13 protein-coding genes are annotated in these 14554 nt (G+C 72.2%); 1 reads left to right on the top strand and 12 read right to left on the bottom strand.

Going from position 1 to position 14554, the window contains the following annotated elements; genetic code table 11:
- Positions 1 to 18 precede the first annotated feature (18 nt).
- From B5M43_RS05790 to B5M43_RS05750, 9 genes are all read right to left on the bottom strand, one after another.
- Complete coding sequence (locus B5M43_RS05790; protein WP_055992596.1) at positions 19 to 1086, bottom strand: Wadjet anti-phage system protein JetD domain-containing protein; 1068 nt, start codon at positions 1084 to 1086, stop codon at positions 19 to 21.
- 89 nt (positions 1087 to 1175) lie between these two features.
- On the bottom strand, positions 1176 to 4505 hold the full coding sequence (locus B5M43_RS05785) for an ATP-binding protein (RefSeq protein WP_055992593.1): 3330 nt from the start codon (positions 4503 to 4505) through the stop codon (positions 1176 to 1178).
- The gene (locus B5M43_RS05780; RefSeq protein WP_055992590.1) at positions 4502 to 5158 is read right to left on the bottom strand and encodes a DUF4194 domain-containing protein; all 657 of its coding nucleotides are present in this window, start codon (positions 5156 to 5158) and stop codon (positions 4502 to 4504) included. Before B5M43_RS05780 ends, B5M43_RS05785 begins: the two co-directional genes overlap by 4 nt.
- Entirely contained in the window at positions 5155 to 6621 is a 1467-nt protein-coding gene (locus B5M43_RS05775) for a DUF3375 domain-containing protein (protein ID WP_134746176.1), read from the bottom strand. The genes B5M43_RS05780 and B5M43_RS05775 overlap by 4 nt, the downstream gene beginning before the upstream one ends.
- Before the next feature lie 42 nt (positions 6622 to 6663).
- Complete coding sequence (locus B5M43_RS05770; RefSeq protein ID WP_230667710.1) at positions 6664 to 7035, bottom strand: type II toxin-antitoxin system PemK/MazF family toxin; 372 nt, start codon at positions 7033 to 7035, stop codon at positions 6664 to 6666.
- Positions 7032 to 7268, bottom strand: coding sequence for an antitoxin (locus tag B5M43_RS05765; RefSeq protein ID WP_200941110.1), 237 nt, complete (start codon positions 7266 to 7268; stop codon positions 7032 to 7034). The genes B5M43_RS05770 and B5M43_RS05765 overlap by 4 nt, the downstream gene beginning before the upstream one ends.
- Before the next feature lie 46 nt (positions 7269 to 7314).
- Positions 7315 to 7638, bottom strand: a complete 324-nt coding sequence (locus B5M43_RS05760; protein WP_134746177.1) for a thiamine-binding protein — start codon at positions 7636 to 7638, stop codon at positions 7315 to 7317.
- 23 nt (positions 7639 to 7661) lie between these two features.
- Complete coding sequence (locus B5M43_RS05755) at positions 7662 to 8879, bottom strand: glycosyltransferase 87 family protein (protein WP_134746178.1); 1218 nt, start codon at positions 8877 to 8879, stop codon at positions 7662 to 7664.
- Between the two features lie 23 nt (positions 8880 to 8902).
- On the bottom strand, positions 8903 to 9742 hold the full coding sequence (locus B5M43_RS05750; RefSeq protein ID WP_134746179.1) for an ADP/ATP-dependent (S)-NAD(P)H-hydrate dehydratase: 840 nt from the start codon (positions 9740 to 9742) through the stop codon (positions 8903 to 8905).
- Between the two features lie 53 nt (positions 9743 to 9795).
- Between B5M43_RS05750 and B5M43_RS05745 the strand changes: the two genes are divergently transcribed.
- Positions 9796 to 10875, top strand: coding sequence for an NADH:flavin oxidoreductase/NADH oxidase (locus B5M43_RS05745; RefSeq protein WP_055992574.1), 1080 nt, complete (start codon positions 9796 to 9798; stop codon positions 10873 to 10875).
- 70 nt (positions 10876 to 10945) lie between these two features.
- Here B5M43_RS05745 and B5M43_RS05740 read toward each other — a convergent pair whose 3' ends face one another.
- The 3 genes from B5M43_RS05740 to B5M43_RS05730 form a co-directional block, all read right to left on the bottom strand.
- The gene (locus tag B5M43_RS05740; RefSeq protein ID WP_055992571.1) at positions 10946 to 12001 is read right to left on the bottom strand and encodes a hemolysin family protein; all 1056 of its coding nucleotides are present in this window, start codon (positions 11999 to 12001) and stop codon (positions 10946 to 10948) included.
- Positions 11998 to 13377: a hemolysin family protein gene (locus B5M43_RS05735; RefSeq protein WP_134746180.1), complete on the bottom strand. Its 1380-nt coding sequence runs from the start codon at positions 13375 to 13377 to the stop codon at positions 11998 to 12000. Before B5M43_RS05735 ends, B5M43_RS05740 begins: the two co-directional genes overlap by 4 nt.
- Before the next feature lie 132 nt (positions 13378 to 13509).
- Positions 13510 to 14544: a flotillin family protein gene (locus tag B5M43_RS05730; protein WP_134746181.1), complete on the bottom strand. Its 1035-nt coding sequence runs from the start codon at positions 14542 to 14544 to the stop codon at positions 13510 to 13512.
- Positions 14545 to 14554: the final 10 nt, after the last annotated feature.

Raw genomic sequence — 14554 nt, 5'->3', positions numbered from 1 at the left:
GGCGCACGTGTCAGCGGCTCACGGCACCGACGGCAGTCCGGCCCAGGCCACCGACAGCGCCTCCACCGCCGTCTGCCAGGGCACGCGCTCCTGTTCGAGGCGCACATCCCCGGCAGCTCGAAGCGCCGCCAGAGTCCGCTCCTCGGACTCCGTGAGGTGAGCGAATCGCCCCCGGGCAGGCTGCGATTCGACCACCCACAGGTCGGAATGCGCGCGCAGCGTCTCCTCGTCCATCAGCACCGACCGGACGTCGTCATGGTGTGCCCTCAGCTGGTGGAGGATGGCGAAGCCGTTCGAATCCACGTCGCCCCAGTACACGACGGGCGTTCGCGCCAGCCACGGCACGTCCCGGAGCCGTCCGACGGCATATCCCGATCCGTGGATCGCGATCGCTCCGGGCCACGCCGGCATCGCCAGCACCGACTCGAGATTCTCGAAGACGAACGCGCCGCGCGGGGCCAGGGCGAGCAGTTGCAGCTGCGCCACCGGAGCAGCGAAATCGAGCGGACCACCGGGAAGCAGCGACGGATCGAGCACCCGCACGCGCACCAGGGGGTCTGCGTCCACGATGCCCAGATCGTCGACGCCGCTCGTCGCCGCGAGCGCGCTCACCACCGAGCGGTGCGCCCCGAACCACTTGCTGTCGACGCCGCGGATGGGAAGCTGCCGCGGGCGCAGTCCGCGCACGTGCTCGCCGATCACCCATGCCGCCGCCGCCAGGACCTGGTCGAACTCGCGGTCGCCGTAGCCGATGAGCGTCGCGGCATGCCGACGGATCGCGGTCGCGAGCGCCGCCGGATCCGCGCCGTGCAGGTGATCCCGGATCGTCGCCGCTCGATCCCTCAAGCGCGTCCACTCCGCGGCGGCCCGGCCGCCGACGAACGCCGCGACTGCGTCCGGATCGCGCAGGTGCAGACGCACCGGAAGGCGCTGCCGGCCCACCGTGCGCCACTCGCGCGACGCCCACTCGACGTCCGCCCCGTCCGAGACGGGCCACGTGAGCCACTCGCGTGCCCACGACTGCGCCGCCGCCTGGTCCGCCCGCGCCTCCCGTTCGCTCGGAGGCCTGAGGGGCACAGTGAGCACAGGGGCTTCCGAGGGCGGCTCGGTCGCCCATGTCGATCTGCGCGAGCCGAGTCGGGCCGACGCGATGGCCCGAGCTGCGGCGACGTCGATCACCGTCGACCTCGCCAGTCGACCTGCGAGAGCACGCTGCGCCGCCGGGTGGGGTTCTCGACGGAGGTCGCGGCCCCCACGTACGGCTCGATCGTTCGCAGCAGCTTCTGCGGCGTGGCGAGGATCATCTGGAAGCCGAACTCCACGAACACGTTCAACGCCATCTTCGTGTAGCCGCTGTCGGCCTTGTCGAACGCCTCGTCGAGCACGATCGTGCCGTAGCGGGAGAACGGCGCATCGGGATCCGCGAGCTGGTAGCGCAGCGCGGCCGCAAGGCAGAACACGACGAGCTTCTGCTGCTGCCCGCCCGACATCGCGGCACCCGAATCGTACGTGGCGTGCACGCGGTCGTGCTCGTCGACCTCGTGCGCCCGGAACGTGGCATGCAGGCGGGTGTCGAGACACTCCGCGTACCAGCGACGGTCGATGTGGTCGCTCGACCCGAACCGTCGCATCAGCTCGGCCAGGAGGGCGAAGCGGCGTTCAGCCGACGCGTCGTCCTCGTCGGTCCAGCTGTCGTCGGCGATGTCCTTCAGCTCGGCGAGGAAGCGCTTGACCGTCGCGCTGTGGACCTGCCGAACCTGGAGCCGGAGATAGCGTCCCTCGTCGAACGCGGAACGGCGCAGCGCGGCATTCACGCTGTCGATCCGATCCTGGATCGCGCGCGTGGCTCCCAGGATCTCGCCGCGCAGGTCCCCGATCAGGTCGCGCGAGCGATCCCTCAGCAGAGTCCGGAAGCGCGTCTCCTGCTCGGGCAGGCCGTTGGCGAGGATGCGGTCGAGCATGTCGATGAAGCCGCCGCGGTCGTCGATGGCGGCGATCCTCTCGGCCGATGCCTCCGGCCACCGATCGATGAACTGCGCCGCGAGTCGGGTCACGTCGTTGCCGGCGTGCGTGGCCCGACCGATCGCGGCATCCCGCTCGGCGATCAGCACACCGCCGACTCGCTGGCCGATCTCCGCCAGCTCGCGCCGCGTGAGCGTCCGCTTCACCGCGCGGAACCTCCGGGCGAGCTCCGCACGGGTCTGCTCGCCGACCTGCTCCACGAGCCCGGCATCGAACTCCGCCATGAGGCCGGCCTCGTCCTCAGCGGCGGCGGCCCGCGCCGCCCGGGACGCATCGAGCGCGACCTGCGCGGCGCGGTCGATGGCGGAGGCCTCATCTCGATCCCTCTCGGCGGCCTGGCACACGACGATCGCGTCGCGCAGCGCGCCATCGGCCTTCGTGAGCTCTGCGAGTCTCTGCTCGAGCGCGGCGACAGCCATGGCGGCGCCCGACCGATCGACGCTGTGCCAGGAGGCCTCCCGCAGCGTCGCGAGCGCCCCGCGCCGGCGCTCCTCGAACGCCCGGCGCTCCTCGGCGCGGTCGACATCCCGCTGTGCGGCGGTCACCTCGGCATCTGCCGTTGCGCGCAAGGCGATCAGCGCCTCCAGCTTCGCGGCGCGATCGCCCAGCACCCACGCGGCCCGATCACGGATCCTCACCCGGTCGTCCTTCTCGTAGCGGGTGCGGGACGACTTGATCTGGCCGTTGATCGTGACGGCCCGGACATGCTCGTCCATCCCGTCCGGGGTCTCGACGCACGCGTAGTCGAACTGCTCCGACAACCGCGCCGAGAGCCAGGTGCCGAACGGGCCCTGGGCCACGCGCACACGGTTGACGAGCGAGGTGCTGCTCGCGGCGGGCCGCGGCGGGCCCGCCGATCCGCCGGCTTCCTCGAACACCAGGCGCACCGCGATCTCGTTCGCGTCGACCCAGCGCCGCACGGCCGGGAGATGCTCCGGCCGCACCAGCATCGTGAGAGCAAGCGGACGGAGCACCCGCTCGATCGCGCCCGCCCAGGCGTCGAACTCAGGCCTGACCTCGAGCAGCTCGGCCGCGAACGGCAGAGCCGACGCCGGTACGCCCACGCCGGCCGCGATCTGACGCCGGGCCTCGAGCAGCCCCCGCGGCACGGTCGTGCCGCTCGTGCGCAGCGCGTCGATCTCCCCGTCGATCCGGCGCAGCTCGCGCTTCGCCACGGTGAGTCGTTCATGCTGCGGATGCGTGGCGCCTGTCGCGCTCGTCGCCTCGCCGAGTTCGCGATCGATGGCTGCGCGGAGCTCCGTGAACTCCTCGGCGGTCTCGGGCGCATGCTCGATGCCCACCGTCGCGAGCTGACGCGCGAGGGTCTCCCACCGTTCGCCCGCGTCACGAGCGGCACGCCGGGCGTCGTCGAGCCGCTGCTGCAGATGCTCGGCCTCAGCTCCCCCGCGTTCCATCGCCGCGTCGCGCGCGGCGAGGTAGGTGTCCTCGGCCCGCGCGGCGACAGCCCGCGCGCGTTCCGCGTCGATCTCGAGCTGCGCGATCCGCTCATCGAGGTCGCCGAGCTCCTCACGCACCAGTCGAAGCGCCTCGCCCTTCTGGTACGGCACGTTCGCGTCGATCAGGACCTGGGATCGACCGACATCGAGCTGCGCGGCGTCGAGCGCCGTGGAGGCATCTCGCAGCTGCAGAAGATGATCGCGCTGACGACGCAGGTCGACGACGCGATCATGGGCGTCCCGCAGCTCGCCGAACTGCTCGCGCGCGGTCTCCGCGATGTCGAACGTCGCGGGTCGGTCGAGCATGAAGTCGCGGAACAGCTGGTCCAGGCTGTCGAGGTTCTTGGCCGACTGAGTCTTGTGCAGGAGCTGCAGCGCGTTCTCCTGCGCGATTCCGAAGATGGACTGCAGCCGGGCGTAGAAGCGACCGTGGCTGCGGTTGGTGGTGATGAGGGCGTCGGGCCAGCGCGCCTGCGCCTTCCTCGCCTCGATGCCGCCGCGCGCGAAGTCCTCGAGGTCACGCAGGTCGACGGGTCCACGTTCGATCAGGCAGAGGTCCTGCAGGTCCGCGAGCGCAGAACCGCTCTTCTTGAGGAAGAACAGACGTGCAAGGCTCGCGGTACCGCCACCGCCGTCCTCGTACCGGAGGAGGATCCCGCTCCAGGTGGAACCGGGACGCAGGTAGGTGCTCACGACGCGCCCGTCGGTCGCATCCTCGGTGCGCGAGAACGCGCCGCGCACGTAGCTGACGAGCCCTCGCTGCTCGGTGCGCGCCCCGGCGCCCTGCGCGGCCTGGTTGAACCGCAGCCACTTGTCGGGGGTCAGCACGGCGGCGATGGCGTCGAGCAGGGAGGACTTGCCCGATCCGGAGGGCCCCGTGAGAAGGTGCCCCTGACGGGCGATCGGCACACGATGGATCACGCCGTCGAACGTGCCCCAGTTCGCGAGCTGCACCTCGGCGAGCCGCCACTGGCCGACGGCGAGCGCGCCGTCGGCCGCGGTGCGCAGCGCATCCGTGTCGGTCATGCCTTCTCCTCCACGTCATCGCGTCCACCCGCACCGGCGCCGGACGCGATGTCCCCATACACGACGGCCAGCGCGCGCACCCTCTCCTCGTCGATGAGGTACCGCACGACCGGCGAGATCTCGACTCGGTCGTCGCCGACGTCGTGGATGACCCGGAACCTGCTCTTCATCCGGGTCCACGCCGCGTTGAGGTTGCGTTCGAAGGTGCCCTCATCCGCGCCGGCACGATAGACCGCGAGTCGGTCGTACACCTCGTCGCGTCCCGCGATCACGCGCCGGTCGCCCATCGCCGAAAGCTGGATCTGCCGCAGGACGAGCAGCATGGCCGTATCGATGAAGGTCAGCGCCTCCGACCGCAGCGCGCTGGGCACGTCGATCTCGTCTGTCCGCACCTTTCGCACGAACGCGAACTCATCGACGGGATCGATGACGAGTTCGAGGAAGAGCTCGTGCAGCCGCGAGCGGATCGCGCGCTCGTCGGCGACCAGGGCCGCCCACAGCTGAGGCTGCTGTCGACCCGACAGGTACGGGCCTTTGAGCACCTCCAGCAGCGCCCGCCGGGACCGCTCGTGCAGCCGGCCGAGATCGCCGTGCCAGAGCCCATCCGACTCGAGGTGCTCCGCGGGATCCGCGTGTGCGTCCGTATCGGTCATGCCGGGATCTCCTTCGTGAAGACGTGACGTTCGACATCGGCGGAGCGCACCGCGCCGTCGGATCCGGTCCAGGTGAGCCGCTCGACGGCACCCCTGTCGATCGCTCCGTGGCGCGTGGCGAGCGACAGCAGGCCGATGACGCTCGCGAGGCCCTGGCTCGCCGGGTGGGCCTCGAGCACGTCCCCGACCGACGCCGGTTCGCCCCGCGCGACGACAGCGTTCACGGCCTCCGTCAGCTCGACGAAATCGATCTCGGTCTCCCGGGCGATCGCTGCGAGGCTTTCGAAGTCGATCAGACCCGGCTCGACGTCCTCGAGCGGTGCGCTCGGCTCGAACTCCGCGGGGTCGTGCGGCGTCAACTCACCCGCGCTCCGCAACGAGCTCGCCGTGAGCTCCAGCTCGATCCCCGCCGCGGTGTACGGCTTCACCCGTCGGCTCGCCGGGACGGCGGCGGCGAGCGCTTCCTGGATCGCGTCGCGCAGCGCGCGGTCGCGCTGGAACTCGTGGGACTGGACGTAGCGCCTCAGCCCCCGCGCGAACTCGGTCAGCACCACCTGCACCTCCCTGCTGCCGGACTTGAGCTGCCTCACGAGGGCGCGCAGTATCCGTCGCGCCTCGGGCGCGAGCGCGAGCGCGAAGTCCCGTGACAGCACCGCCGACAGGTCCGACTCGAGCTCGTCCGAGCGCTCGGCGTCGCGCACGAGAGCCGCGAACGCGGTGAACGTGCGCCCCTCGTCGGAGGACTCGATGAGGTCGACGCCGCGGAATACGTCGTCCAGCACGCTCCCGGGGGTCTTGCTCGAGTCGAGGATCCGTGCGCGCAGGTCGTGGTTGAGCGCTTCGAACTGCGCTCGCACACGTGCGAAGTCCGTGGGGAGATCCTGCGCCATCACGAGCACCTCGGTGGCGCGTTCTCTGGCACGGCGCTCGTCCACGGGCTCGATGTCCCCCGATTCGAGGCGCGCGATCTCGGCGTCCAGGCGGGCTCTCTCAGCCCGGAGCCCGTCGATTCGGCGCGTGACGTCGGGGTCGGTGTCGATCGCCAGCTGCCGCACCGCGGCCGCCAGGCTCACGAGCCGGGACTCGGTGAGGGCCGTCCGAGGCGCCTCGAGCTGCTCGAGCACCCGAAGCGCGTCGATGGCGTCGGGCGACAGTTCGTAGGTCTCGCCCCGGGCGTCGCTCGCCGCACGTCGCACGAGCAGACCCGCGGCACGCCAGTCGTCGCAGTACGCCTTGCCCGTGCGCTCCGGGAGCTCGAGATGAGGGCGCAGCTCCTCCAGATCGATGTCGAGCCGCTCGTGCAGTTCGGCTGTCGGGATCCTCGCACCCGGCGCCCCGAGGTGCGTGGGCAGCAGGGCACCCGCCAAGGGCAGGTTGGACGATCGCAGCAGACGCAGCGCGGCGTTACCGCCTGCGGGCTCGATGAGCCGCCGGATCGCCAGCGCACGCGCGAGAACGGACATGCTCCTATCCTGCCGGTGGTGCCGGACATCGCCGTCCCGCTGTCAGAGCGCGAGATGATCCAGGAGCGCCGCATCCAGCGCCGCCTGCTGCTCGGCGTCGAGCGATCCGCGCCGCCGGACGAGTCGGCGGCGGTGGACGGCGCGCAGCTGCTCGGGTTGGGTCTTCGAATCCTTGGACAACCCGGTGGCGTCGTCGGCCGGGAGACGCGTCTGGAAGCTCAGGACATTGGCGGTGTTCGACGTGATGGGCACCACGACAATCACACCGCCCGCGCTGGCGCGGACTGCGGCCCGGTTCGCGCCGTCGTTGGACACGATCACCGCGGGTCGGGTCTTCGCGACCTCGCCGGGCTGGGCTGGATCGAACTCGACGTCCCAGATATCGCCACGCAAGCGAGGCACGTCGGCAATCACGCGCGCAGTCCGTCGCCGCTGACACCATCCCAGAGCTCGGCATCGCCGGATTCGCCGAACTCTTCGAACGCCGTCACGTACTCGCGCTCGGCCTCCGCCTCACGCAGGGCGCGCACGGCAGCGCGCAGCGCGGCCGACCTGCTCGCGAGGTGATGACGGCGTCCGTATGCCTCGAGGAAGGCGAGATCGACCTCGGGGAGGCTGCCGCTGAACGCCTTCATAGCGCTGCTCATAGTTCTGATATTAGTCCCGGCGCAGTGGGTTGACGCCCGGCGCAGCTCAGCCGGCGTCGCGCTCCGCGATCGCGGCCTCGAGCCGCTCGATCTTGCCGTCGAGCTCGCCCGTGTACCCCGGGCGGATGTCGGCCTTCAGCACCAGCGAGACGCGCGATCCGAAGGGCATCACGGCCTCGGTCGCGCGCTTGACGACGTCCATGACCTCATCCCAGGTCTCGCCCTCGATCTCGGTGAACATCGACGTCGTGCGGTGCGCGAGGCCGGATTCGCGGACGACCTTGACGGCGGCGGCGACCGCGTCGTGCACGGAGCCGTCGGGGTTTGCGGCGTTCGACCCGGAGGGGGCGACGGAGAAGGCGACGAGCATGAGGGGTCCTTTCGACGGGGCGATCAGGGGACGGAGACGACGGGGGCGTCCCGGCGCAGGCGGACCGGCACGCGGGCGACCCGCACCACCGCCCAGAACAGCAGGACGACGAGCACGAGATTGCGGGCGGTGAGCGCGGCGGCCGCGACGGGCTGCGCGGCGAGCAGCTCGCCGTACAGCAGCGGGTAGACTACCTGCGTCAGCGCGGCCGACAGCAGCGCGAGCGCCGCGAGCGGCCTCGCCCGGCGGCGGTCCAGCACGATCCACAGGACGAGCGGCGCGATGAGCCAGTCGTGGAACTGCGGCGAGCCGACCTTGTTCAGCGCGATGAGCGCGACCACGAGAGCGAGCGCGAGCGGCGGCAGGAGCCGCACGACCGGCGCCCCGCGTCGCGCCTTCACGGCCCCGAGCAGCAGGATGGCCCCCGCGGCGAGCGCGAGCGCGGGCGTCATCGCCGCGATCACGATGTCGACGTGCGGGCCGGTGACCTGGAAGGTCAGGATGTCCTCGTCGTAGAACAGCCACCAGCCGTCCACGTCGAGCACCGCACCCCACAGGTAGACGCTGCTCACAGGCGCCTCGAGCTGCAGGCCGCGGTCGGTCTGCGCCGTGACGAATCCGAGCAGGTGCGCGGCGCCGCCTGCGAGGACCACGGCCCCCGCGACGACCGCCGAGGTCACGAGCGCGCCCGCGACGATGTCGAGCCGGCGACGCACCGCGACGAACGCTGCCGCAAGCAGGGCGGCCGGCCACACCTTGATCCACGCGCCGGCGGCCAGGAGCGCGGACGCCGCCATCGGGCGCCGCGCCAGCCACAGCAGGCCCGCGATCGCAAGCGGCACCGTCACGGCGTCGATCCGGTACATCCCCACCGGACCGAGCAGCAGGACGAACGCCAGCCAGAAGCGGGCCGCCGCGCGCCGCCCCCGGGAGCGCCCGTCGCCCAGGAGCAGCCGGAACGCCGCCGCGTCGCACAGCGTGACAAGCACGGCCCACGCCTGCGTGTAGCCACCCAGCCACGCGAGCGCGTGGGTGAGCATCATGGGCGCGAGCGCCAGGTGCGGGTACACCCACGGCTCGGTGATCCCGACGATGTCCCTGCCGCGCAGCGCGGCGGTCGACCAGGGCTCGTACACCAGGTAGACGTCGCCCATGGGCTGGTTCGGCAGGACCCAGCCGAGCCATCCGACGATCACGTGGACGGCCGCGAACGCGACCCACATCATGATCCGTCCGCGCACGCGTCCCATCCTAGGAACGCCGCTCAGGCGCTCAGCGCGAGGGCGAACGCGGCGGGCAGGTGCTCGGCGACGTCGAGCGCGGTGATCGGATGACCGGGTGCCTCCCCGTCCACGCCCGCCGCGAGCCGGCCCGCGGCGCCGTGCAGCCACGCGGCCGCCGCGGCGAGCGCGCCGAGCTCCTCGGCGCCGACGGGGCCCTCCGCCGCCGCGGCCGCGACGAGCGCGCCCAGCGCCCCCGCGAGCACATCCCCCGTGCCCGCGGTCGCGAGCCACGGCGTCCCCGCGCGCACGGCGCGCACGACGCCCGAGGGCGTCGCCACCACGGTCTCGGATCCCTTGCGCAGCACGACCCCGCCGAGCGCGGCCGCGGTCTCGGCGACGGCGCCGACGTCCTCCGCGGGGCCGTCGAGTCCCAGGCTCGCGCGCAGCTTCGCGAACTCTCCCGCATGCGGCGTCACGATGAGCGGCGCGGTCGCGTCCGCCACCAGGTCCAGCGCGCCGGCGTCCACGACCACCGGAGCGTCGCCCACGAGGATCTCGCGCAGCAGCGCGGCCTCCCCCGGCTCGCGCGCGTCCGGGTCCGTGCCCGATCCGACGGCCCACGCGTCGACGCGCCCGGGCGTCGTCACGACCTCGGGGCGGCGCTGCATCACGAGCCGGGCCACCTCGGCGTCGCCGAGCCAGCGCACCATCCCCGCACCGGCGCGCGCGGCTCCCTCGGCGGTCAGCACCGCGGCGCCGGGGTACGTCGGCGCCCCGGTGCGCAGCCCCACCACTCCGCGGGAATACTTGTGGGCGTCCCCGGTTGGCACCCGGAGGACGGCCGCGGTGTCCGCCGCCGTCCACTCCCGGGCAACCGTCATGCCCGCCACGATAACGCCATCGCCCGTCCGCGGACCGGCGAGAACGGAGATCCATGAGCCTGCTGTTCAGCCCGCTGACCCTGCGCGACGTGACGTTCCGGAACCGGCTGTGGGTGGCGCCGATGTGCCAGTACAGCGCGCTGGACGGCGTGCCCAACGACTGGCACCACGTGCACCTCGCGCAGTTCGCCTCGGGCGGCGCCGGCCTGGTGGTCGCGGAGGCGACGGCGGTCGTGCCCGAGGGCAGGATCTCGCCCCAGGACGTGGGCCTCTGGAACGACGCGCAGCGCGACGCGTGGGCGCGCGTGGTCGCCGCGGTGCACGCGCGCGGCGCGCGTGCGGGCCTGCAGCTCGCCCACGCGGGCCGCAAGGCGTCGACCTGGTCGCCGTTCTCCGGCGAGCACGGCACCGTCCCGGCCGAGGCGGGCGGCTGGACCACGGTCGCGCCCTCCGCCATCGCGTACGAGGGCTACGCCGAGCCCGTCGCGCTCGACGAGGCGGGCATCCAGCGCGTCGTCGACGCCTTCCGGGCGGCGGCGCGCCGCGCGATCGACGCGCGCTTCGACGTGCTCGAGGTGCATGCCGCACACGGCTACCTGCTCCACGAGTTCCTGTCGCCGCTGTCGAACCAGCGGGACGACGCGTGGGGCGGCTCGCTCGAGAACCGCGCGCGGATCACGCTCGAGGTCGTGCGCGCCGTGCGCGCGGAGGTCGGCGAGGACGTGCCCCTGCTCGTGCGCTTCTCGGCCTCGGACGCCGCGCCGGGCGGCCTCGAGCCGGACGACATCGCCCAGGTGTCGCGCTGGGCGGTCGAGGCCGGCGCCGACCTGATCGACGTCTCGAGCGCGGGCCTGGTCGCCCACCAGGAGCTGAAGGTCGGGCCGGGCTACCAGGTGCCGTTCGCGGCGCGCGTGCGGGAGCTGTCGGACGCCCCCGTGGGCGCGGTCGGCATCATCACGACCGGCACGCAGGCCGAGGCCATCCTGCAGGCCGGCCACGCCGACGTGATCTTCGCGGCCCGCGAGTGGCTGCGCGACCCGCACTTCGGCCTGCGCGCCGCAACCGAGCTCGGCGAGGACCCCGAGGGCCTCTGGCCGCCGCAGTACCTCCGCGCCTTCCGCCGCCCGTCCTGACGCCCGATCCGGTGCGGATCGGCCCTTCCGAGAGCTCGAAGGGGCCGATCCGCACCCGGTCGCAGCGACGTCAGGGCCGGCGTCGCGTCGCGTCATCGATCTCGCCGATGAGCTCCTCGAGGATGTCCTCGAGGAACAGCACGGCGGTCGTGTCGCCCTGCGCGTTCCGCACGCGTGCCAGGTGACGTCCCGCGCGGCGCATCACCGCGAGGGCGTCCTCCAGGTCGGTGGTCTCCTGCACCGGCACCATGTGGTGGATCCGCTTGGCCGGGATCGGCCGTGTGAGCTTCTCGGGCAGGTCCTCGTCGCTCGCGGCGCGGAGCACGTCCTTGAGGTGCACGTATCCGACCGGCTCTCCCTCGGGATCCACGATCACGTAGCGCGAGTAGCCGTGCTTCGCGACCGCCCGCTCGATCTCCTCGGGCGTCGTGTTCTCGGGCAGCGACACGATCTCGGCGAGCGGCACCGCGACGTCGCCCGCCTTCTTGTCCGTGAACTCGACGGCCGCCGCGACCGCGCCCGACACGTCGTCGAGCACGCCCTCCCGGCGCGACTGCGCGACGATCGTCGCGACCTCGTCGAGCGTGAAGGTCGACGCCGCCTCGTTCTTGGGCTCGACCCCGAACAGCCGCAGCACGCCGTTCGCGATCCAGTTCAGGACCCAGATGACGGGGTGGAACACCTTCGACACCCACACGAGCGGCGGCGCGAGCAGCAGCACGGCGCGGTCGGGCACCGAGAACGCGATGTTCTTGGCGACCATCTCGCCGAACACGACGTGCAGGTACGACACCAGGATCAGCGCGATCGCGAACGCGACCGTGTCGACGAGTCCCTCCGGGAGGCCCGTCAGCCCCAGCGGCACCTCGAGCAGATGGTGGATCGCCGGCTCCGAGACGTTCAGGATCAGCAGCGAGCAGATCGTGATGCCCAGCTGCGAGGTCGCCAGCATGAGCGTGGCGTGCTCCATCGCGTACAGCGCGGTCTTCGCAGCCCGCGACCCGCGCTCCGCGAGTGGCTCGATCTGCGAGCGGCGCGCGGAGATGACCGCGAACTCGCCGCCGACGAAGAACGCGTTCGCGAGCAGCAGCACCACGAGCCACGCGATCCCGGCCCAGTCGCTCATCGCGCACCCCCCTTGCCGTTCGCGTCATGGCCGGCGCGGGACGTCCGCGGCTCGTTCTCGTTGCGGACGACGGGATCGGGCTCCGGCAGCGGGTCGGGTGTGAACCGCACGCGGTCGACGCGACGGCCGTCCATCCGCTCGACGGTCAGCACGCCGTCGTCGATGCGCACGGAATCACCCACGTTCGGGATGCGCTCCAGGACGCTCATGATGAAGCCGCCGACCGTGTCGTACGCGTCGTCCTCGGGCACCTCGACCTCGGCGCGGTCGCGCAGCTCGTCGGGGCGCAGCTGGCCGGGGAACGTCAGCGAGTCGCGGTGGCGGACGACGCCCGCGAGGCGGCGATCGTGCTCATCCGACACCTCGCCGACGATCTCCTCCACGAGGTCCTCCAGCGTGACCACGCCCGCGGTGCCGCCGTACTCGTCGACCACCACGGCCATCTGGTATCCGCGCGAGCGCAGCTCGGACACCAGCTGGTCGAGGTGCACGGTCTCGGGCACGCGCAGCGGCTCGGTCGCGAGCGCGGCGGCCGGGACGTCGGGGCGCCGGTCGCGCGGAACCGCGACGGCGGCCTTGAGGTGCACGATGCCGACGATGTCGTCCATCGAGTCGTCGAACACCGGGAAGCGGCTGTGGCCGGTCTGGCGCGCGAGCTCGATCACGTCATCGGCCGAGTCGCCCGCCGCGACGGCGTGCACGCGCGGTCGCGGCGTCATGACGTCGCCCGCCGTGAGCCGCGCGAACGTCAGGCTGCGATCCAGAAGCGTCGCGGTGTCTTCCTCGAGCACGCCGGCCATCGCCGAGCGGCGCACGAGCGACGACAGCTCCTCGGCCGTCCGCGCGCCCGACAGCTCCTCCTTGGGCTCGATGCCGAAGCCGCGCAGCACCGCGTTGGCGCTGCCGTTGAGCAGGGCGATCGCGGGGCGGAAGACGGTCGTGAAGGCGATCTGGAACGGCGCGACGACCTTGGCGGTCGCGAGCGGCACGGCCAGCGCGAAGTTCTTGGGCACGAGCTCGCCGAGGATCATCGACAGGATGGTCGCGATCGCGACCGCGACGACCGTCGCGATGGGAGCGACCGCGCCCTCCGCGACCCCCCACGTGGTGAGCACGGGCTCGAGGAGGTGCGAGAACGCCGGCTCGAGCGTGTAACCGGTCAGCAGCGTCGTCAGGGTGATGCCGAGCTGCGCGCTCGACAGATGCGTTGACGTCTGGCGCAGGGCCGAGATCGTCATGGCGAGGCGGGACTCGCCCCGCTCCCGGCGGGCCTCGAGATCCGCGCGGTCCAGGTTGACCAGCGCGAACTCGCTCGCGACGAACAGGCCCGTGCCGACCGTCAGAAGCAGCCCCACGCCCAGCAGGATCAGGTCCATCTCGATCCACCTCCCCGGATCGGAGAGGTCAGGCTGTGGGGCGAACTACTGCAACTGGGAGGGTCGTCCATAGTGCTCCGAGTCTACGGGGGCCGGTTATGGATCCGCCGAACGGTTTCGCTCCGCGACGCGTCAGGCCCCCGGCTCGTCCCCCGCCGCCGTGACCGGCTCCGCCACGAGCGTCGCGGCCGGGGCCGGCGCCGCGACGGTGGCCGGGCGCATTCCCTCGCCGACCGCGCGGCCGGCGATGATCGCGGCCAGGTCGACGCCGGTCGCGGCCTTGACCGCGTCGAACGTCGCGCGCATGCCCACCGCCTGCTCGCTCGCGAGGTGCGCGGACGCGCCTCCCTCGCCGCCGAGCACCGTGATGGAGCCGACACGCTGGTAGCCCTTGGCGAACTCCGCCATCATCGGCACGACGGCCTCGATCGCGCGCTGTGCCATGAGCGCCGCCTCGTGCTCGGCGATCGCCGCGGCCTCGGCCTTGATCGCCGCGGCCTTGGCCTCGCCGGCGAGGCGGATAGCCCCTCGGCCTCGCTTCTGCTGCTCGTAGGCTTCGGCGTCCGCGCGCTGCTGGCGCTCGTAGGTCGCGGCCTCGGCCACGCGCCGCACCTCGGCGTCGAGCTTGGCGGACTGGTTCATGGCGGCCTGCTCGAGCACGCCCTGCTCGAGCGTCTCGCGCGCCAGCTTCTCGGCGGCCTCGGCCTCGGCGTTCGCGCGGCCGTTCTCGGCCTTCGCGTTGGCCGTGTTCTTCTGGTACGCCGTGTACTCGACGAGGTTCTGCTCGTCGGTCGCGATCTTGTTGCGCTGCACCTCGCGCTGCGCCGTGATGCCCTGGATCTGGAACGAGTCGAGGATCAGGCCCTGCGCCTCGAGGTCGCCCTTGATGTTCTCCGCGATCTGGTCGCTGAGCTGCTGGCGGTCGCGCATGAGCTGCTCCACCGTGAGCATGGCCGCCACCCCGCGCAGCGAGCCCTCGAGCTGCTCGCGCGTGAACTGCTCGATCGCGCCGTCCTGCGAGGCGAAGCGCTCGGCGGCCCGGCGCACCTGCTCGGGCTCGGAGCCGATCTTGAACAGCGCCACGCCCGTGACGTCGACCGTGACGCCGTTGGACGACTGCGCGGTCGGCTCGACGTTGATCTGCCGGGCGCGCAGCGCGCCCAACATATCGACATCC

The sequence above is a fragment of the Microbacterium sp. MEC084 genome (genome assembly GCF_004514465.2).
Lineage (GTDB): Bacteria > Actinomycetota > Actinomycetes > Actinomycetales > Microbacteriaceae > Microbacterium.
Note: the sequence above shows the minus strand (reverse complement) of the source record. Positions and strands in the feature narration are given on the sequence as shown.